The 19048-nt window shown below is 70.6% G+C and carries 14 protein-coding genes and 1 pseudogene; 7 read left to right on the plus strand and 8 right to left on the minus strand.

All coding sequences use genetic code 11. From position 1 onward, the window contains the following. Positions 1–5: 5 nt before the first annotated feature. The 4 genes from ACFY04_RS09165 to ACFY04_RS09180 all read right to left on the minus strand — a co-directional run bounded on the left by ACFY04_RS09165 (position 6) and on the right by ACFY04_RS09180 (position 7092). A complete protein-coding gene (locus ACFY04_RS09165) occupies positions 6–815 on the minus strand; it encodes a Crp/Fnr family transcriptional regulator (protein ID WP_389115209.1) in 810 nt (269 codons plus the stop codon). Positions 816–987: 172 nt separating this feature from the next. Further along, on the minus strand, positions 988–1965 hold the full coding sequence (locus ACFY04_RS09170; RefSeq protein ID WP_389115210.1) for a CHAT domain-containing protein: 978 nt from the start codon (positions 1963–1965) through the stop codon (positions 988–990). A gap of 25 nt (positions 1966–1990) precedes the next feature. Further along, complete coding sequence (locus tag ACFY04_RS09175) at positions 1991–5839, minus strand: hypothetical protein (RefSeq protein WP_389115211.1); 3849 nt, start codon at positions 5837–5839, stop codon at positions 1991–1993. Then, on the minus strand, positions 5836–7092 hold the full coding sequence (locus tag ACFY04_RS09180; RefSeq protein ID WP_389115212.1) for an esterase/lipase family protein: 1257 nt from the start codon (positions 7090–7092) through the stop codon (positions 5836–5838). The genes ACFY04_RS09175 and ACFY04_RS09180 overlap by 4 nt, the downstream gene beginning before the upstream one ends. A 473-nt stretch (positions 7093–7565) precedes the next feature. On the opposite strand from ACFY04_RS09180, the gene cutA reads away from it, so the two are divergent. Beyond that, positions 7566–7889: a divalent-cation tolerance protein CutA gene (cutA, locus tag ACFY04_RS09185; RefSeq protein ID WP_389115214.1), complete on the plus strand. Its 324-nt coding sequence runs from the start codon at positions 7566–7568 to the stop codon at positions 7887–7889. Between the two features lie 265 nt (positions 7890–8154). Further along, positions 8155–9321 (plus strand): alanine--tRNA ligase-related protein, encoded by a 1167-nt coding sequence (locus tag ACFY04_RS09190; RefSeq protein ID WP_389115216.1) that lies wholly within the window; start codon positions 8155–8157, stop codon positions 9319–9321. Between the two features lie 91 nt (positions 9322–9412). Here the strand turns inward: ACFY04_RS09190 and ACFY04_RS09195 are convergent, their stop codons facing one another. Both ACFY04_RS09195 and ACFY04_RS09200 read right to left on the minus strand, forming a co-directional pair. Continuing rightward, positions 9413–11947, minus strand: coding sequence for a CehA/McbA family metallohydrolase (locus ACFY04_RS09195; RefSeq protein ID WP_389115218.1), 2535 nt, complete (start codon positions 11945–11947; stop codon positions 9413–9415). Between the two features lie 128 nt (positions 11948–12075). Further along, on the minus strand, positions 12076–12867 hold the full coding sequence (locus ACFY04_RS09200) for an SDR family NAD(P)-dependent oxidoreductase (protein ID WP_389115219.1): 792 nt from the start codon (positions 12865–12867) through the stop codon (positions 12076–12078). Positions 12868–13014: 147 nt separating this feature from the next. On the opposite strand from ACFY04_RS09200, the gene ACFY04_RS09205 reads away from it, so the two are divergent. Next, positions 13015–13587: a TetR family transcriptional regulator gene (locus ACFY04_RS09205; RefSeq protein ID WP_314254770.1), complete on the plus strand. Its 573-nt coding sequence runs from the start codon at positions 13015–13017 to the stop codon at positions 13585–13587. Positions 13588–13675: 88 nt separating this feature from the next. Here the strand turns inward: ACFY04_RS09205 and ACFY04_RS09210 are convergent, their stop codons facing one another. Then, positions 13676–14212 (minus strand): NUDIX hydrolase family protein, encoded by a 537-nt coding sequence (locus ACFY04_RS09210; protein WP_389115221.1) that lies wholly within the window; start codon positions 14210–14212, stop codon positions 13676–13678. Positions 14213–14353: 141 nt separating this feature from the next. Between ACFY04_RS09210 and ACFY04_RS09215 the strand changes: the two genes are divergently transcribed. From ACFY04_RS09215 to ACFY04_RS09230, 4 genes are all read left to right on the plus strand, one after another. Further along, a complete protein-coding gene (locus tag ACFY04_RS09215) occupies positions 14354–15214 on the plus strand; it encodes a hypothetical protein (RefSeq protein WP_389115223.1) in 861 nt (286 codons plus the stop codon). A 164-nt stretch (positions 15215–15378) separates the two neighbouring features. Continuing rightward, the gene (locus ACFY04_RS09220; protein WP_389115224.1) at positions 15379–15744 is read left to right on the plus strand and encodes a hypothetical protein; all 366 of its coding nucleotides are present in this window, start codon (positions 15379–15381) and stop codon (positions 15742–15744) included. Between the two features lie 116 nt (positions 15745–15860). Next, positions 15861–16265 (plus strand): GNAT family N-acetyltransferase, encoded by a 405-nt coding sequence (locus tag ACFY04_RS09225; protein WP_389115226.1) that lies wholly within the window; start codon positions 15861–15863, stop codon positions 16263–16265. 179 nt (positions 16266–16444) lie between these two features. Beyond that, on the plus strand, positions 16445–18046 hold the full coding sequence (locus ACFY04_RS09230; protein ID WP_389115228.1) for a hypothetical protein: 1602 nt from the start codon (positions 16445–16447) through the stop codon (positions 18044–18046). A 200-nt stretch (positions 18047–18246) separates the two neighbouring features. Here ACFY04_RS09230 and xdhC read toward each other — a convergent pair. Next, positions 18247–19047 (minus strand): annotated as a pseudogene (xdhC, locus tag ACFY04_RS09235) (xanthine dehydrogenase accessory protein XdhC); the annotation flags it as partial. Between the last annotated feature and the right edge of the window lies 1 nt (position 19048).

Raw genomic sequence — 19048 nt, forward strand, 5'->3', positions numbered from 1 at the left:
AGTGTCTACACCGGCCGCGCCGCCGGCCGGGTGGGCGCGATGGTCGTCGCGGCGACCCGGTGGGCGGCGCTCGCGGGGACGGTCCGTTGAGCGGCGTCCCCGTCGGCGACGATCGTGAGTTCGGAAAGGTCCCTGACCAGAAGCTGGCGGTAGCCGGTCTCGACAACGCCCTGCTTGCGCAGGGAACGCAGTACCCGGTGCACACTCGGTTCGGAGGCGCCGACCAGCTCCGCCAACTCGGGCTGGGTGAGCGAAACCCCGATCGAGACACCGGTCGCGCAAGGGCGCCCGTACGCCCGGGCCAACTCGAGCAGGACGCGGGCCACCCGTGTCCCCACCGGGCAGCCGCCGAAGTCCTGCCGTCGCCGTGTCGCCCAGCGCAGCTTCCCGGCCACCGCGCACATCACGGCCTGCGCCGACTCCTCGTACGCCGCGAGGAAGTCCAGGAACTGCTGCCCGCCTATCAGCTTCGCGCTGCCCGTACCGGCGGCCACGACCGTGGCGACCCGGGGCTGGGCGTCGAAACAGGCCAGCTCGCCGACGAGGTCACCACCGGCCCGGACCGCCAACAGCCCTTCGCGATCGTCCTGTGTCCGGGCCAGCACCTTGTACCAGCCGCTGAGAAGGAGGAACACGTACGAGCCGTACTCACCCTCCCGCAGCAGCCGTTCACCCCCCTCGAAACACACCCGCCGTCCGAGCCGGACCATCTGCTCGCGGGGCTCCTCGGAGAGTCCGCCGAGAAGACTCCCCGCCGGCCAGTGACCCTGCCCCGGCCGCTGAGCGGATCCGCCGCCGCCCATAGGTAACGCCATGTACGGACCCCTCGAATCGCTGTTCGTTTTCGGTGGAGATGCCTCCTGCTGGCCTATTGTGTGCCGACCGGATGGTTTCGGCCAGGAGAATCCCTGTTTTGCTGTCGCGCTCGGTCAGGAGCGGGCCATCCGCACCTGAGCTGGTCGCGGGCATCACGCGCTCAGCGTCGCTTCAGAACACATGGGCCATCGCCTCTCCGTGCAGTACAGGAGGCGGGAGATCTGGCTGAGGGCCGGCCAGCGCGGCTTCCGCGTCCTTGCAGCTGTCACCTACGGATCTCCGCGCGGCCAGCGACCGATAGAGCTGCCGGGTGAATGTCTGGGCCTGTCGGTCGCTCAAGGCGTGCGGCCAGCTGATCACTGTTCTTACCGTCCGGGCGATTTCGGCGGCCAGCGTGGTGGAGTCACAGAAGTTCAGCACAGCGAGACGGGGCGGGAAGCGGACCCGTGTGATCTGCGCGCAGAAGGCTTGATGGGCGATGCAGAGGTCCCCGCCTTCCTGCGTGAGATGAATCCCGCCGAAGGAGCTGTGCGCCGCGATGTGCACGGCGGCCGGGGCGTGGGCATCCAGGGCGGGACAGATCTCGGCAAGCCCGACAGACGCCATCTCCGTCACCTGGACGTAGCTTCCGGCAAGAGCCTCCCGGATGTACGCGGCCTCGGGACCGAAGCTGTTGCGCCCAGGGCGCGGATCGCCGGAGACGAAGAGAACCCGCCGGGCGATGCCCGCAGGGGTGACCATGCCCACGTTGCGGTCGTGTGACCGGGTGTTGGTGGAGAAGAAAGAGCTCTGAGACGAGGACGCAGAGATCGAGGCGGACCCCTGATGGTTCGCCGACGCCGACAGATACCGTGAGTGGTCGGGCAGGGGCCAGGGCGGATCCAGGGACAGGCGGTCGCCGATCGTGGCAGGTGCTGTGGATGGCGGCGGGGGCCGCAGGCGCGGCTTGTCCGTGGTCTCCTGCATCCGGTGCAAAAGTTCTTCTCGGGGGATGGCGAGGGCGCGGGTGATGTCCGGCCAGCTCACGCCCTCGGCGCGGTGCCGCTCTACGGCTTTGAGCGCCGTGTCGAGCGCGTCTTGAGCGGCCCGGTAGCCGGGTGCCGAGTGGAAGAGCCTGCCCACGTTGCCGAGGTAGGTGATCTCGTCCACGGTCAGCCTGCGCGAGGGCGGTTCGTCAGCCGCCATCGGAGCCTGGGGCCGGGGCGGCTGAGGTGAGGAGCGTGGCGAGCTGGAGGAGTGCGGCGGCGTGCTCCGGTCGATGCTCGGCCAGTCGGCGGAGCCGTGCGGCGCCGGCGCCTCGTTGGACTTCGGAGGCCTGCGTCGCGGCTTCCGTGATGAGTTCGATGGGGGAGAGGGTGCCGGAGTCTGACGCGGAGGGCGGTGACCCCGTTGTCGTGGCGTCGAACAGCGTATGTACGGCGAAAAGGTACGGAGTGACGAAGGGCATCCGCAGAAGGGCTGGGGCCGCGAGGAACAACGGGTACAGCGCCTCCGGTTCACCCGCTCCGATGAACGTCATCGCTGTGTCGTTCGCTGTCGAGGGGTCGGTGACGGCGTCGTAGACATCCGGGGCGGCGAGGCGGTCGGTGAGCTGGAGAATGGCCAGATGCTGGCGTGACGCAGGGTCATGCGATCGCGATGCGAGCAGCTCGCGTACGAGCGGGTCGTCGGTCAGCTGGGTATGGCGGCCCAGAAATTCCAAGTCATCCGGCCATGTCTGGGTGGCGAGCCATTCGCTTACCAGGTCGGCCCTGGTGTGGAAGTCGCGCAGTTCCTCCAGCACCTGGTCAAGGCCCCGTTCGGCCGCGGCATCGAGCACGTCTGCGAGATCGCTGAGGCCAGTGGCCTCCGGGAACAGCACGCGGGCGAGGGCGAGGGCGTCCCGGCCTTCCGGGGCCGCGAGGAGCAGGTAGTTCTGCCGGATGAAGGCGCTCTGCTCGGTCCAACTGCTTGCGGAAAGCCACTCATTGAGCTGATCAGTGGTCTCCGATGAAAGCTCATCCCGTACCCAGGCAGGGAGGTCGGGAGGGTCTTGGTCCGGTGAGTGTCCCCAGAGCACGTCCTGGCCCAGCGTCTTGACGAGACTCCGGACGGCACGGCGGGACCGTCCGGCCCAGGCCGGGTCGGTGGTTTCATCCGCACATTGAGCGGCGGAGAACAGATCCGCTGCCGCCCCGGCTTGGTCGTCGTGGGAGTGGCGCCACTGCGCACGAGAGACGAGAAGTTCCGCCTGGGGACCGGAGGGGAGTTCCGAGATCGCCAGGTCGGAAACGCGCAGTGCTTCGCCAACGTGCGGCTGCTCGTGCTGATGGTTGGAGAGGTTGTTGAGGGAGGTGGCGAGGTTGGGGAGGAAGGTGGCGGGGTTGGCTTGGGCGAGGGTGCGGTAGAGCGCGGTGGCTTCGGTGATGGAGGTCAGGGCGGCGTTGCGGTCTCCGGTGTCGCTCTGGTGGTTGGAGAGGTTGTTGAGGGAGGTGGCGAGGTCGGGGAGGAAGGCGGCGGGGTTGGCCTGGGCGAGGGTGCGGCGGATGTGGACGGCTTCGGTGATGGAGGTCAGGGCGGCGTTGCGGTCTCCGGTCTCGCTCTGACGGACGGAGAGGTTGTTGAGGGAGGTGGCGAGGTCGGGGAGGAAGGCGGCGGGGTTGGCCTGGGCGAGGGTGCGGCGGATGTGGACGGCTTCGGTGATGGAGGTCAGGGCGGCGTTGCGGTCTCCGGTGTTGCTCTGGTGGTTGGAGAGGTTGTTGAGGGAGGTGGCGAGGTTGGGGTGGAAGGTGCCGGGGTTGGCTTGGGCGAGGGTGCGGTAGAGCGCGGTGGCTTCGGTGATGGAGGTCAGGGCGGCGTCACGGTCTCCGGTCTCGCTCTGCCGGACGGAGAGATTGTTGAGCCATACAGCTTGGGCTGCCTGTGCTTCCTCGGACGCATCGACAGCATCGTCCGGTTTGGAGCGCTCGGTAGCGATCAGTGCGAGGCGGCGTAGGGTGCTGTGGCCGGTCGGCACCGTGGCGGCCAGTTCGGCCAGTGGCAGCGGTGTTCCCTCGGCCGCAGCGAGCTGTTCCAGGGCTTGGACGAAGACGCCTCCCTGCGTAGCGGCCACCGAGAGGGCCGGCCGCCATAGGTCAGGCACCGTGTTCAAGGCGGCGTTTGCAATGTCCGTAGCTGTGGATCCGTCGTCCGCTCTGGAGAACCGGGAGACACTCACACACGCGTTCAGCTGCTCGTCTTCGTCTGCTGCCTTCAAGCAGTCGCGGAGCAGCGCCCGATCCGTGCCGAACACACTGGATGCCAGATGCGAGCCGAGCGGGTCCGGCCGTACGGCCAGCGTGCCGTCCTCGGGAGCGGACGGCAGAAGGTCGGCGAACAGAGCGGCGATCTCATCGCGCCGCTTCCCCTCGTCGGCCAGCTCCCTGATTGCCTTGAGGCTGTGGTCGAGCCGCTCTTCCTGCGGGGCCAAGAGACTGAGACAGGCGCCCGCTTCGCGCAGGATCCCCTTCGTTCGCTTCGAGGGCTTGCCGATCTGGGACGCGTACGTTCGCACCCAGTAGCCCAGCTCGTGCTCGAGGATCTTCTCGTACAGCTTCTCCTCCGACTCGGGGACCCCGCCGGTGTTGCCCGATTGGACAGCGAGCCAGGCGAGCATGACCAGATCCAGGGTGGTCCACCTGCCCGAGTAGGGGTCGGGAGGAGGCCGGTGGCCCATGGCGGCGGTCTGCGAACCGCCGAAGGAACGCAGTGCCGCCCTGTAGACGCCCGTCTGGCGGGGGTGGCGAGCCGCCAGCTCACTGTCGTGCAGGACGTAGGGATGTCCGTCTTCCCTGAGTGCCACGGCGATCTCTTCCTCCCACCAGCCGCTGACGGTTCGCGCGGTCAGCAGCAGGCAGGTCGGCGCCTCTCGCTCGTGCAGGGTACGCAGCACATTGATGACGTCCGCGGATTTGCGGTCCTCCACGTAGTCGACGACCACCAGCAGCGGGGAGGCGACCTCGCTCAGCCAGGCCCGGTCCCGGGGATCGGGATCACGGACGAGGAATCCGGCGTACCAGTTGGTGCCGGCCAGCTGGTGGGCGAGTTCCGCCGCCAGACGTGTCTTCCCGGCTCCTCCCACGCCGTGCAGCAGGGCGATCCGGGTACGCGGCCCGAGGGGGTCGGGCGCTTGGAACCAGTCCCGGAGGAAGTCGAGTTCGTCCCGGGGGTGGAAGTGGATGGCGTCGTGGCGGGCCCACAGGAGCTTGAGCGGCCCGCTGTCGCTGTTGTCCTGCGGTACCGGCAGGTATGGAGGTGCGAGGACGTCGGTGCCGGGCCGGTAGGGCAGGGGGTGTGGCTCGACGTGTTCGTAGCCCAGCCCGACATCGATCGTCACCTTCCAGCGGTCCTCGCCGGATTCCCGCAGAAGTTCGGCGCCGTACGCGACCGACCGGGCCCAGGACTGCTGTTCCTGCCTCCGCGGGTCGCCTGCATCGGTGCGGGAGGCGACACCTGTGACATCAATGGCGAGGAACGCGCCTGGGGAGTCCTCGTCATCGACGAGCTGGTCGATGAAATCGGGCGGCAGCGTCGTCCAGTCGGGGTCGTGCTCGTCGGATCGGTAGTCACGGTGGGCGCGGTTGGACCAGTTGCCGTCGAGCCACACAGCGACCAGCGCGTGCCCCGGATCACCAGGCCTGGCGCCGGCCAGGACGATGACCACCGGGTGGAGTCCGGCATCCAGACAGGCTCCGGCGAAGACGACCGCGAGATCCAGGCAGGTGCCGTGCCGTGGGCGGCTGAGCACCTGGTCCGGCGGCCGGACGGTCTGGCGACCGGGGTCGCTGGTGGTCGGCTCGTCGGCATACTGGATACCGCGGGCGGCGAAGGCCTCGTACAGGAAGCGGGCACGCGTCATGGGCGGGCCGACACCGGGGGCGGGCATGCTGGTGCCGAGAAGGTCGGCCGGCGTCCCGCGCGTGCTTTCGCCCTGACGTTGGCGCTGGACGTACTCGATCAGAGCCCTGGGGTCGTTGCTCGCCCACCGGCGCCAGGCCGTGCTCATGCATCCACATCCATGTCTGCGTCTGCGTCGGCGGCGTCGGCGTTCTCGGCGTCGATCACGCCCAGTACGTCCCCGGCCGAGAGCCGGCTCACCACCGGCACGCCGGTGGCCGAGACCTCCACGGTGTAGCTGCCGGCGCCCAAGGGCGGGAGGTGCCCCTGCCACCGGCCGTCACCGGCCCCTGCACAGGGAAGCCAACTCGTGCCACCTTCCCTGCGGCCATCGTGGGGGCGGGCCCGCACCCGCACCTGGGTCCGCTCGTCGGCCTGCGCGCCGTGCAGCGTCACACCGACCGGAACCGGGTCACCGGACAGGGAGGTTTCCTCCAGATCGAGCCCGAGCCACGGCTCGTCGGGCGTGTCCCCTCGGACAGCGTCGAGCGGCTCGCCGGCGTACTCGGCCAGAAGGTCGACCACCACCGACGAGGAAGCGAGCGCCATATGACGCTTCGGTACGGCTCTGCGGGCGCGAGTGTCGTTCTGCTCGATGGGGATGGCCGAGATCGCCGGGACCGTACCGTCACCGTGCCAGTCCGGATTGGGCAGCCAGTTCGCCGAGTCCTTCGTCACCGTGAGGCCGGAAGGTGAGAGCAGAGCCTGTTGAAACGTGGCGTGCCCGCGGCCGAACACGGCTGTCACCTCAGGGCAGCCGGAGCCGCGGTGCAGTTCCGTCCAGGCCGCCTCGATGTCCTGGTGAACACCGAACGCGCGCTTCGCCTGCACGGCGAAGGACGCGCTGCCGGTGGCTCCGGCCTCCAGCTCGTACGGATTGAGCGGTGCGTCATCGCCCAGCCGTCCCACCACCGGGTAACGCGGCAGGAGCTCGTACGCCGACGGCCACTGACGCAGTACTTCGGTGAGGCCGGCCAGCCGCTTGCGGCCCACCCTCAGCCCGTTCCCCAGCACCTCCAGCGCCTTGGGGGCGCCCCTGTGCGGCGTACCGAGGGTGACCAGCGCCGCGCAGTCGGCGGCGCCGCCCAGGGGCCCCATCCAGTAGCGGGCGACCAGACCACCCATGGAGTGCGCGACCACGATCACCCGCCGCCGACGTGCGCCGGTGTGTTCACCGCCCAGGCGTACGGCGACGTCGGCGGCGAGGCGTTCGGCCGCATGCCGGATGCTGTGCCGGAAGTCGTACGGGAAGAGGACCAGGTCGGCCCGTGTATCAGGTGCGCGTCCAGGCCGGGAGACATCCACCCGCACGTCGTCGAAGTGGTTGCAGATCTTGCGTACCAGGAGGTCGTAGCCGGGCACGACGAAAGGTCCGAGCAGCGTGATGTCCGGTAACAGCCCGACCGGTACCAGGTCCGGGTGCTGATCCAGACCCAGCCGGCCTGGCCGAGTGGCCGCAGCGACCAACCGACGCCGATGCTCGTCCCAGCGTGCCGCACCCTCAGGCGTCTGCAACACACTGCCGCCGATTCCAGGAACCACGACGACCAGATGTTTGAGCCGCGCCATCGCGCTCCCCCGTTCCCCTGGCCGTCCTGTGAATGACGGCCCCTCAGGGGCGCAACCGTAGCGTTGAGTTCGGCCGAAATGGCGGGGATCGGTCGACTTGGGTTCGCCCGGGCTACGGATCGGCCACGTCCGCGAATCCGGGGGATGCGCCGGTGTACCGATGCGCTGGGAGCCTCCGCCTCCGCCTCCGCCTCCGCCGCCGGTGCTCGGTCAAGGTCTGCCCGTGACGACCGTAGGGTGGCCGAACCCGACCCAGGAGGACCGACATGGCGAGCATCGTGATCGCGCAGACGACCGTGGACGACGAGACGAAGGCGTACGAGATCGCGCGGGGCGCGGTGGAGGCCCGGCTGACGGCCGGTGCGCAGATCGACGCGCGGATGACCTCCTTCTACTGGTGGAAGGACGCCGTGCAGCATGAGCGGGAGTACCGGCTCTCGTTCAAGACGACGGAGGAGAAGGTCGCCGCGTTGCGGGCGTGGGTGCACGAGCAGCACCCGTACGAGGTGCCGCAGTGGATCGTGCTCCCGACCGCCGGATCCTCGGAGGAGTACCTGGCCTGGGTGGTGAAGGAAACCACGACGGAGTAGCCCCGCCCCGCCCTGCCACCGGCGCGAAATACCCGAGCAGCGGCGGCAGGCTCGTACTAGGGTGGGCCGCATGAACGTCACCGGCCCCAGCACCACCGCGACCGCGCGAGCGACCAGCTCGCCGGTTGCCGCCGCCTGACCTTCCCCTCTCCCCGGCGACCGGACAACGGTCCGTCGGTTGTGCCGTGGCGCCCTTGCCCCCGGTCGGAGACTGCACGGTCCCGTTCTCCGGTGCCTCTCCCGCTCGACGCGAAGGAGTCACCCCATGAATACCGAGCAACTGGTCGATACGTTCGTCGAGTACTTCGAGGAGCGCGGGCACCGGCGCATCGTCGGCTCGACGCTGCTGCCACCGCCCGGCGACCCCGTACTCTTCACCACCTCCGGCATGCACCCGCTCACCCCGTACCTGGAGGGCCGCCCCCACCCGCTGGGCAGGCGGCTGGTCAACGTCCAGCGCTGTCTGCGCACCACGGACCTGGAGGAGGTCGGCGACGCCACCCACCTGACGGTCTTCGAAATGCTCGGCACCTGGTCGCTGGGCGACTACGAAGGCCCGCTCAGTCTCGACTGGGGATACGGGCTCCTCACCGAGGGGCTGGGCGTGGATCCCGGCCGGCTGTACGCCACCGTCCACGCCGGCGACGACCGGACCGGGCCGGACACCGCCTCCCTGGAGCTGTGGCAGAAACTCGGCGTCCCCGTCGAACTCACCGTGGAGGACAACTGGTGGTCCAACGGGTCCGTCGGACCGTGCGGTCCCGACTCGGAGATCTTCCTGTGGAGCGGCGACGGCCCGCCCGAGTCGACGCCCACCCGCGACGACCGCTGGGTGGAGGTGTGGAACCACGTGACGATGACCCACCGCCGACTCGACGACGGTTCCCTGGTGCCCCTTCCCCAGCGCAACGTGGACACCGGCCTCGGCCTGGAGCGGCTCGCCTCCCTGCTCCAGGGCAAGCCGTCCGTGTTCGAGTGCGACGTCTTCGACCCCTGGCGCAGCCTCGTACCGGCCCTGTGGCCCCTGGACGAACGGTCGCTGCGCGTGGTCTGCGACCACCTGCGCTCGGCCGTCGTGGTACTCGGCGACGGCGTGCGCCCGGCCAACACCGGGCAGGGCTACGTGCTGCGGCGCCTGGTGCGGCGGATGCTCACCGTGCTGTGGCGGGAGGACTCCTCGCGGGGCATCGAGGACCTGCCGGACGAACTGGTCCGGCACACGCTGGACCACTTCCGGCAGGACATGAGCCCCGGCGACGTACGCCGGATCCTGCGCGAGGAGGAGCGCCGGTTCCGCCGGCTCCTGGAACGCGGGCGGCAGGTGCTCGCCCGCCCCCGGTTCCGGGGCCCGCTGAACGAGGAGGACTTCCACTACCTCCACGACACCCATGGGCTGCCGCGCGAGCTGGTGTCGAGCCTGCTGCACGAGTGACGACGCGGGGAGCGGGCGGGGGCGCATCAGCGCGGTCTCGTGCCTGATCGCCCCCCACCAGCGGCGACGCTGCGGGTCGGAAGGAGACGGCCTAGCCGGCGCTGATGGCCGCCACGTGCGTGGAGCCGTCGCGCAGGGCGGTGATGCGGACCTGCCCCGCGGGGAAGGGGTCCCTCCCGTTCGGGCCGGGTATCTGCGAGAACGGCGTCCAGGAGCCGTCCGGCCTCCTGACGTTGTGCCAGATCCGTCCGTCGAGCCCGACCGCCACGACCTGGGCGGAGCCGTCGGGTGTCCCGGCGATGCCGATGGCGCTGGCCCCCATGGTCGCCGTGGTGACGCCCCGCGGGGGCCGGAAGCCGGTCCAGGAACCGTCCGGCCGCCTCAGCTGGTGGTACACCATCCCGTCGAGCCCGATCGCGAGGACCTGGGAGGACCCGTCGGGCATCCCGGTGATCGCCAGGGCCGGACCGGAGAACCTCGGGGCCCCGTTGTAGCCGGCCAGGCGCCCCCAGGCCGTCCACGCGCCGTCCCGCCCGCGGGCACAGTGGTACATGGCACCGTCCGTGCCATAACTGAGCAGCTGGGCGGACCCGTCGGGCATGGCGGCGATCGACACCTTCGTGGCGCCCCAGTGGCTCTTCGCGGTGGTTCCGGGCAGGGCCCGGAACCCGGGCAGTCCGCCGTCGGCGCGGTGCTGCTGGTGGAAGGTGGTGCCGTCCATGCCCGTCACCACGATCTGGCAGGTGCCGTCGGGGAAGGCCGCGATGTCCGCCTCGCGCACGGTGAATCCGGACGAGCCGTCCGGCCCCGCGACGCGCTGCCAGGGCTGCAGCGTGGCCGAGCCCCGTACGGCGGTCAGCCACAGGCCGTTGTCGGGCGCGATGCCCAATACCACGACCGAGCCGTCCGCCATGCCGGCCACGGCACTCTGCACCCCTGCGAACGAGCCCGAGCCCGAGCCCGAGCCCGAGCCTGAGCCGGATCCGGTGTCGGCGGCCCCCGGCAGCGGACGCATGCCGCTCCACGACCCGTCGGGACGGCGCTCGGTGTGGAAGAGCACCCGCCGTTCGACGTCGTACGGGGGTAGTTGAGCGGAGTAGAACCACACCGGGTTGGTGATGGCCACCAGTTGGTCCAGGGTGGTGGAGGCGGGCTTGGGCCGGCGCACCTCGGCCCGGGCGAACAGGGAGGCCTTGCCCCAGCCGCGCCAGCGCAGCTGACCCCTGCCGCTGCCGTCGATGCAGGTGGCGGCCATGATGCCCCACTCGGTGTACAGCGTGGCGATGCTGTCGGGAGCCCCCGTCACGTTCAAGGTCACGTCGACGGCGTCGAAGAACGACAGGGGCAGTTCCTGACCGGGTCCCGCGACCGCTCCGCCGGCGCGGGCGGTGAAGTCCAGGGTCACGGCGGAGGATTCGACGGCGTACGACCGGCCCAGGCGCAGTGCGTCCAGTACGGCGGGGGTCGACAGCCCGGCGGCGTACACGACGTTGTGGGGCCGGCCGACGGCGTCCGCGGGGCTGTGCGCGTCGCTGTTGCCGACGGCGGCGACCCGCTTGCCGAGGCAGAGCATGACGTGCCAGGCGGCGATGTTGGCCGCGTCGTCCAGGGTCCACGGTCCGTTCCACACCTCCAGCGCGTCCACCCGGTCGAGGCCGAACTCCCAGAAGGATCCCGCCGCCGGAGTGAGCGGATGGGCGGCGATCGTGAGTCCGCCCAGACTGTGCACGCGTCGGGCCTGGCCCTCGAAGGCTCCCTGGTTCGCGGGGCCGTATCGCCAGTCCACCCATTCGCCCTGCGGCAGGCCGACGGCCAGCCAGTGGCCGTGGCGGGTGGTGACCTCTTCGGCGTTGATGACCAGCAGGTCGGTCGGGACGTTGCCGCGCCAGGTCACGCCGGTGGAGCTGGTGTTGTGGTCGGAGGTGGCGATGAAGTGCAGCCCCTCCTGGCGGGCGGCCGCGACGATCTCCTCCACCGTGCGCTGCCCGTCCGAGTGGACGCTGTGCAGGTGCAGGTCGCCCCGGTACCAGCCGGGGCCCCGCCCGGCCACCGAGGCCGGCAGGATGTCGTACGGGGTCCGCGGCAGCGATTCCCCGTGGTGCAGGGTGACGTCGACCTGCCAGGCCATACCGCCCGTGCTGCCGACCATCGGCCCCAGGATGACCGACCAGGCGCCGGGCTCGACGGGTCCGGGGACGTAGCCGGGGGTGGCGTCCGCCGCGGAGAGGGTGAAACCGGACCGTGCGCCGCCCGACCAGCCGCGGAAGCCGGCCGGGCCGAAGATGCCGAGGTCCAGGATCCCGGCGGCGGCGTCGTGGGTGGCGGCGACGGAGATCCGCTGGACCCCGGCGGGGACGTCGAAGGCGACGTACGCCCACTGGTCGTTGCCGTAGGGGGAGTGGCCGCGGTAGGTGGTGGTCACCGTGTCGGTGCCCTGGCCCCTCGTCGCGGCGTGCGCGATCGGTGCGGGAACCAGCGCGGCGGCTCCGCCCGCGGCCAGCAGGGCCCCTAAGCGGAGCAGGGACCGCCGCTCGACACGCGGGCCGGAGCCGGAGCCGGAGCCGGGGGTGGGGTCGGGGTCGGAGCGGGGGTCGGGGGCATCGCTCGGGAGGTGTTCACTCGGCACAGCCGTGCTCTCCGTTCACGTGGGGTGGCGTGGAAGGCGTGCGTGCTGGTGCGGGAGTGCGGGAGTGCGGGAGTGCGGGAATGCGGCAGTGCGGGGGTGCGGGAGTGCGCGGGAACGACCGCGCCCGGCTAACGGCGTGAGCGCTGGGCCTCGACGATCTGTCGCACGGACCCGTCGACGTCCGTACGGGCCTGGACGCGCTCGGCGAAACCGGGGAACTGCCCGGCGATGGCGCTCAGCAGCCGCAGCTCCAGCGGCGCGACGTTGACCTCGCACCGGTCGCGGCGGACGGCTCGTACGACGCCGTCGGCGACCTGGCCGGGTGTGACGGTCCTGATGCCGTTCGGAGGGGTGGCACCGGTGGCCGCGAACATTCCGGCGTCGCGGACGAAGCCGGGCTGGACCAGGGACACCCCCACCCCCGTACCCCTGAGCTCCTGGCGCAGGGCGAGCGCGAATCCGCGCAGCCCGAACTTCGTCGCGTTGTACAGGGAGGTCGACTTGGTGGCCGCCTTGCCGGAAAGGGAGCCGACCAGCACGATGTGGCCGCGACCGCGGCCCACCATGTGCTCCGCGAGCAGCCGGGAGAGCAGGACGGGCGCGCGGAGGTTGACGTCGAGGGCGCGGTCGAGCTGGTCCTCGGTGTAGTCCAGGAGGTCGCCGCTGGCGGGCAGGGCGGCGTTCGCGACGAGGATGTCCGCCTCCGCACAGCTCTCGGCGAGATGTACGACGTCGGACCGTACGGCCAGATCGGCGACCACGGTACGGGCGCCGCAGGCGTCGGCGGTGGCCTTGAGGGCCTCTTCTCGCCGCCCGGTGACAGTGAGGCGGGCCCCCTGCGCGGTCAGGCGCGCGGCCAGGGCGGCGCCGATGCCTCCGGTGGCGCCGGTGAGTAGAACGTTCGATCCGGATATGTCCACGAGCACTCCCGTGCGGCTGGCGAAGTCCCTCAACTGTTCGTTCGAACGAACAGTATGGACGGCTCCGCTCCTTGTCCACACCTCGTCGTCCCCAACTCCTCAGCCCCGCCCGGGCGGTCGAGCCGGCCGATGGGGCAGAATTACGCCATGCCCCATGCTTCCGACACCCGCCAGAGCATCATCGACGCCGTACTGCGGATCATCGGGCAGGACGGCATCGCCGCCGTCACCAACCGGCGGATCGCCAAGGAGGCCGGAGTCTCCCTCGGCTCCGTCACCTACCACTTCGCAACCCAGCACGAACTGCTGCGCGAGAGCCTGCTGCACTTCGTGGCGGAGGAGACCCGGCACTTCACGGCGCTCGCCGACGCATGCTCCGACGAGCAGTTCGACATCGGGCAGGCGGCCGAGGTGGTGGCACAGGTGGCGGGCGGAAATGCCTTCGACAGCCGCCACATCGCGCCGTTCGAGCTGTACGTCCAGGCCGGCCGGGACGAACGGCTGCGCGCCGCCGCGGCCGAGTGCTTCGCCGCCTACGACCTGCTGGCCACCCGGATCCTGACCCACCTCGGCGTCCCGGACCCCGAACGCCTGGCCGGGGTGGCCGTGGCCCTGGTCTTCGGGCAGCAGCTGCGCCGCCTGGCGACCGGCGCCCCCGCCGAGGACCTCGTCGACACCCTGCTGATCCTCACGAAGTTCACCCCGGCACAGACCGCTTAGCCGGGGGACCGGCTCCGGTCGCTGTCAGCATCTGTCAGCGGCAGCGACCGGGCCGGCGTGGAGCATCGCGCGGTGTGCGCGGCGGACTTCAGTACGTGTACCCCACATGCGCGAGCGCCTGCTTCAGCAGCGCCGCGTGACCGCCGGGCATCTCGCCCTGCACGGCTGCCGAGAGTGCTTCCTGCGGGCTGAACCAGACCAGGTCCAGGGCGTCCTGACGGGGCCGGCAGTCACCCGTGACCGGCACGACGTAGGCGAGTGACACCGCGTGCTGGCGGGGGTCGTGGTAGGGGGTGACGCCCACCGTGGGGAAGTACTCGGCGACGGTGAAGGGCTGGAGGGAAGCGGGGATGCGGGGCAGGGCCACGGGGCCCAGGTCCTTCTCCAGGTGGCGGAGCAGCGCGTCACGGATCCGCTCGTGGTGCATGACACGGCCGGACACCAGGGTCCGGCTCATCGCCCCGTCCGTGCCGATCCGCAGGAGCAGTCCGATGGTGGTGACTTCGCCGGTGTCGTCCACGCGTACGGGGACGGCCTCGACGTAGAGGATCGGCATCTGGGCCCGGGCCATTTCCAGCTCGTCGCTGCTCAGCCAGCCGGGCGTAGTTTCGGTCGTGTCAGACATTCCTTGATCCTACTTTCCAGGGCGGGTTCCGGCCCAGATCACGCGTCCACCCGGCCCAGAGGGAATGGACCCCGAGGGCCGTCCCCGCGATCACGGACGGCCGGAACTCTGCGGCCCGCGGGGCTGACGTAACGTTTGAGCATGAGCACGCCGCCGCCCCAGCAACCCCCCGGCCCGTACGGGCCCCCGCAGCCCCCGAATCCCTACGGTGGACAGCCGTACGCCGCACAGCCCGCGCACCAGCAGCCGTACCAGGGCCAGCCGTACCAGGGCCAGCCGTACCCGGGTCAGCCGTATCCGGGTCAGCCCGGTCCGCCGCAGCCGTACCCCGGTCAAGGAGCGTGGGGGCAGCCCCCGACGGGTATGCCGCCGCGCAAGAACCGGATCGGCATGGTGATCGGGATCGTCGCGGGAGCGGTGCTGGTGCTCGGCGCGATCGGCGCGGTCGGCGCCAGGGTGACCGGATCCGGCTTCCCCGAGGCCCGGTACCGGCTCACCGTTCCCAAGACCCTCGTGGACGGCAAGTACCAGCTGGTCCAGGACCATTCGGCCACCGCGGGCAAGGAGGCTCTGGAGGGCACCTACGACTCGACGATCCGCGATCCGAAGCCGGCTGCCGGACAGTATGCCTCCGAGTCCCCGAAGGAGTCGGGCGCCCTGGTCGTCTCGGGGATGTACGGCCAGTTCAAGGACACCGCGGGAGCCCGCAAGAAGATGCTGCGCGGCGCCGCGGACTCCGAAGGCGCGACCCTGGCGGTCGCCGCGCGGGACATCACGCCCACCGGCTCCGACATCACCCTGTCCTGCCAGGTGCTGACGGTGCGGCAGAGCGGGGTCGAGAGCTCCCTGCCGATGTGTGCCTGGGTCGACGAGAACACCGGCGCCACGGTCGGCATCGTCAGCGAGGAGACCGCGCAGCAGAAGCCCGGGTCCGTCGACCTCGCCAAGACCGCCGAGACGACCCTCAAGGTGCGTGCCGAGATGCGGCAGCCGATCGGCTGACCCCGGCTTCGGAGCCGGGTGCCGCAGCGGCTCTAAACCGTCGCCGAGTTATGCCCCAAAGGTGACTTTCTGGAGTCTGAGCCGGTCGGATAGCAATGACCCGGTGCCCGGTACACCTGCCGATGGTCGGCAGCGACCCCGGAGCGCCCAGGAAGGAACGTCCCGTGATCCGCATCCGTCACGCCGCCGCTCTGGCCACCATGGCCGTCACCGCCCTCGCCATCGCCGCGAGCCCCGCCTCGGCGGCCCCCGGCGACACGCTCACCATGTGCTCCAGCACGCTCACCCCGGACGGCTGGGTGGACGCCCAGTGGTGGAACAGCGGTGGGTGCGGCTCCGGCTTCACGCCCAACACCAAGCAGATCAAGGACCTCAGAGGCTACCCGGTCGGCACCCAGGTCAACGCCTGCGCGTCCACGTGGCCGCCCGCCGGCTGGACCATCACCAACACCTACTACTCCAGTGGCTGTCGCTACTCCGCCGTCCCCAGCTTCAACCCCAACACCTGGACCCTCAAGCGCACCTCCTGATCCCGCGGGGGCGCCGTGGCCGGCCGGCGGTGCCGGGTGGCGGCGCCGGCCAGTGCCGGTCGGTGGTGCCGGCCCGGTCGGGGCCCGGGCACTGGAAGACCCCCGCCGTACGGGAGTTGGCGGCGCTTTCTCGCTACGCGAGCATCTTCGGCCTTCGCGGGATGCAGCGGGCCGGGGCGGTCCAGAACGCCATGCACGCGGCCCATCCGCAGCCGCCCCACGGGTACCTGCCGTCCGTGGGGACGGACCGGGGACTCCAGGGGACGGGGGTCGGGTCGGCGCTGCTCGGTCAGCAGCTGGCCGACTGCGACCGGCTCGGGCAACCCGCCTACCTCGAGTCCAGCAACGTCACCCACCTTCCCTTCTACGAGAAGCTGGGCTTCCGTGTCACCGGGGAGATCCGGCTCCCGGAGGGCGGGCCGACCCTCTGGCCGATGTGGCGGGACCCTGATCCCGTGGCAGGACGCGCGGCCCGCCAGGGCGCTCCTCGCGGGTCGTCCGAGCGCAGGCCGATGCGCTGAGCTGATCGGTGCGGTGCGGCGGGCGGGGCTCGGGCCGTTGCCGCACATGCCATCAACTCCTCTCAACTGCACAGCCGTGCAAGGCTGTTGCTGAAACGATCACGCTTGCGTCGCGGATCGGTGTTCTGGAACCCTCCGGTTGACTCCCCTGTCACACGAGCAACGGAGGCAACCCCCGCATGCCCTCAAGCCGAATACGCCGCGCGTGGATCGCGGCCGCCGCCGCTGCCGCGGCGGCGCTCGCGTTCACCGGTCTCGCGGCACCGGCGCAGGCGCAGGACCCCGCGCCGGATGCGCCTGGGACCTGGATCCAGGAGCCCCGCGCGGCCGAGGGCAGCCCCTCGCCGCTCAGCGCCGCAGGCTGGACCGCTCCCGGTGGCGCGGCCTCACCCGGTGACTTCACGCTGCAGCCCGGCGAGATGAACGCCGAGACCACCCGGCGGGTCACCCGCCTGGCCTCGGTGCTGCCCAGCTCGGGCGGCGTGCAGAAGCTGTTGGCCGGGGCGAACCGCACCATCCAGCCGTGGTGTTCCCGCGACCCGTTCGGCACCGCCCCCGACCCTGACATCAAGTACTGCCTGCACGCCGACGACTCCACCTCGCAGGAGTGGGTCCCGCAGGGCATCACCGGCGTCTCCGACGCCAAGGACAACGAGCTGTGGGGCGAGGCCGCGAACATCCAGCTGTTCGCCTCCTACGACGGATGGGACCCGGGCCGGGAGAGCGACCCGCTCCCGACGGCCGGCGACTGCACCGAGGCCGAGCTGGAGGCCGACGACGCCTGCAACCAGAAGGGCGTCCGGATCACCTTCGTGCAGAGCCGGACCAACCCGGCCACCGGCAGCCCCGAGATCAAGTACCGGCACGTCCTGCTGGGCTGGACCTATGTGAACTCCGCCGACCACGTCTCCTTCGACGGGCTGCACGCGGCCGAGTACCCGATCCAGAAGGGCGTCCACGCCGGCGGGATCGTCTGGTACGGCAACTACCTCTACGTCGCGGACACCCGCAACGGCCTGCGCGTCTTCGACATGCGCTACATCCTGGACCTGGACCCGGACAACGACCCCAGCACGCACGACGAGATCGGGACCGACACCGACGGGGTCAAGACCACCTCGAACGTCGAGGTCAAGACGAAGGTCGGGCGGCACGACAACGTCTGGTACAGCTTCGGCTACCGCTACGTCATGCCGCAGGTCGCCGCGTGGAAGTTCAAGGCGGCGCAGAACAACCCCAAGGGCTCCTACGCCTGTGTCTCCACCGGCGCCCCCAAGAGCTCCTACATCTCCCTGGACCGCAGCACCACCCCGGACCGCCTGATCATGGGTGAGTACTGCCGTCCGGAGAGCGGCTACCCCTCCACCGGCCGCATCGCCTCCTACCCGGTCGCGGCCCTGGAAGGCCGCTCCGCCGACGTCACCGCGCAAGGCTGGGCCAACTACCTGCCGCTGGCGGGCGGCGGTGCCCAGGGCGTGGCGGCGTACGAGGAAAGGCTCTACGTGAACGAGTCCAAGGGCACGGACGAGCCGGGCAACCTGTGGCGCTACAAGTGGAGCGACGACGGCCGACTGGTCCAGGACGGCCAGGCCGTCAAGACCGCCCGGGGTGCCGAGGACCTCTACGTCGAGCGCGGCAAGGGGCGCTTGTGGTCCCTCTCCGAACACCGCCCGGGGTCGGAGAAGGACTGCACGGCGACCAAGGACTCGGCCGATCCGGATGGAACGGACTACTGCCAGCGCGTGCTCTACGCCCACAAGCTGACCGCGCTCGGCGGCTAGGCCGCCTCTTCCGGATCAGGCCGGGCCAGGCATGATCCGGAAGAAGGGCCTCAGCGGATACCGGAGCGTACGCGTACCCCGGGGACCTCGCGGACCGCGGGGGCCTTCGGGACCTCGCGGACCTTGGGGACCTCACGTGCCTCAGGGGCCTTGGGTGCCTTCGGGACCTCGGCAACCGTGTCCGGTACCGCACCGGGGCGGTCCTGCTCGAAGGTCCGGAGCAGGTCCGCCGCGACGCTCACCGCGATCGTGGCAGGCTCCTTGCCGGTGATCTCGGTCATTCCGATCGGAGTCTTGATCCGGTCGATGGCGGCGGCGTCGTGACCGCCCTCGGTGGCCAGGCGCTTGCGGAACCGCACCCACTTGGCGGCCGAGCCGATCAATCCGATCGAGCCGAGGCTGGCGGTACGCAAGGCGGCGTCGCACAGCGCGGCGTCCTCGGCGTGATCGTGGGTCATGATCAGGACGTGGGCGCCGGGCGGCAGCTCCGTGAGCACCTCCTCCGGAAGCAGCGGTGTGTGATGCACGTGGATCTGCGCCACCGCATCCGCGAGCACACCGAGCCGCTCGTCGGTGAGCATGTCGGAGCGGGTGTCGATCAGGTGCAGATCGAGGTTGTGGCGGGCCAGGATGCGGGCCAGCTCCAGTCCGACGTGCCCGACGCCGAAGACGGCCACCGCCTGGACCACCGGCAGCGGTTCGAGGAGCAGGCTGACGGCGCCGCCGCAGCACTGCACACCGTGGGGTCCGATGACTTTGTCGTTGAGGGCGAACTCCATCAGTTCCGGCTCCGGATCGGGCTCGACGTTCAGCTGGCGGGCCCGGTCGATGGCGACGGCCTCGATGTTGCCGCCGCCGATCGACCCCCAGGTCTCGGTCTGTCCCACGACGAGTTTGGCACCGGCCCCACGGGGCGCGTGGCCGCGCACGGTCGCGACGGTCACGAGCACGCCGGGCTCCCGGCGTGCTCGCAACCGCGTGACCGCGGCGATCCAGGTCATG

The organism is Streptomyces sp. NPDC001549 (genome assembly GCF_042894025.1).
Lineage (GTDB): Bacteria > Actinomycetota > Actinomycetes > Streptomycetales > Streptomycetaceae > Streptomyces > Streptomyces kutzneri.

Excerpts from the sequence above, each read along its gene's own strand:
- ACFY04_RS09165 (WP_389115209.1), bottom strand. The coding sequence starts at position 815 with ATGGCGTTACCTATGGGCGGCGGCGGATCCGCTCAGCGGCCGGGGCAG.
- ACFY04_RS09175 (WP_389115211.1), bottom strand. The coding sequence starts at position 5,839 with ATGAGCACGGCCTGGCGCCGGTGGGCGAGCAACGACCCCAGGGCTCTG.
- cutA (WP_389115214.1), top strand. The coding sequence starts at position 7,566 with ATGGCGAGCATCGTGATCGCGCAGACGACCGTGGACGACGAGACGAAG.
- ACFY04_RS09190 (WP_389115216.1), top strand. The coding sequence starts at position 8,155 with ATGAATACCGAGCAACTGGTCGATACGTTCGTCGAGTACTTCGAGGAG.
- ACFY04_RS09205 (WP_314254770.1), top strand. The coding sequence starts at position 13,015 with ATGCCCCATGCTTCCGACACCCGCCAGAGCATCATCGACGCCGTACTG.
- ACFY04_RS09210 (WP_389115221.1), bottom strand. The coding sequence starts at position 14,212 with ATGTCTGACACGACCGAAACTACGCCCGGCTGGCTGAGCAGCGACGAG.
- ACFY04_RS09215 (WP_389115223.1), top strand. The coding sequence starts at position 14,354 with ATGAGCACGCCGCCGCCCCAGCAACCCCCCGGCCCGTACGGGCCCCCG.
- ACFY04_RS09230 (WP_389115228.1), top strand. The coding sequence starts at position 16,445 with ATGCCCTCAAGCCGAATACGCCGCGCGTGGATCGCGGCCGCCGCCGCT.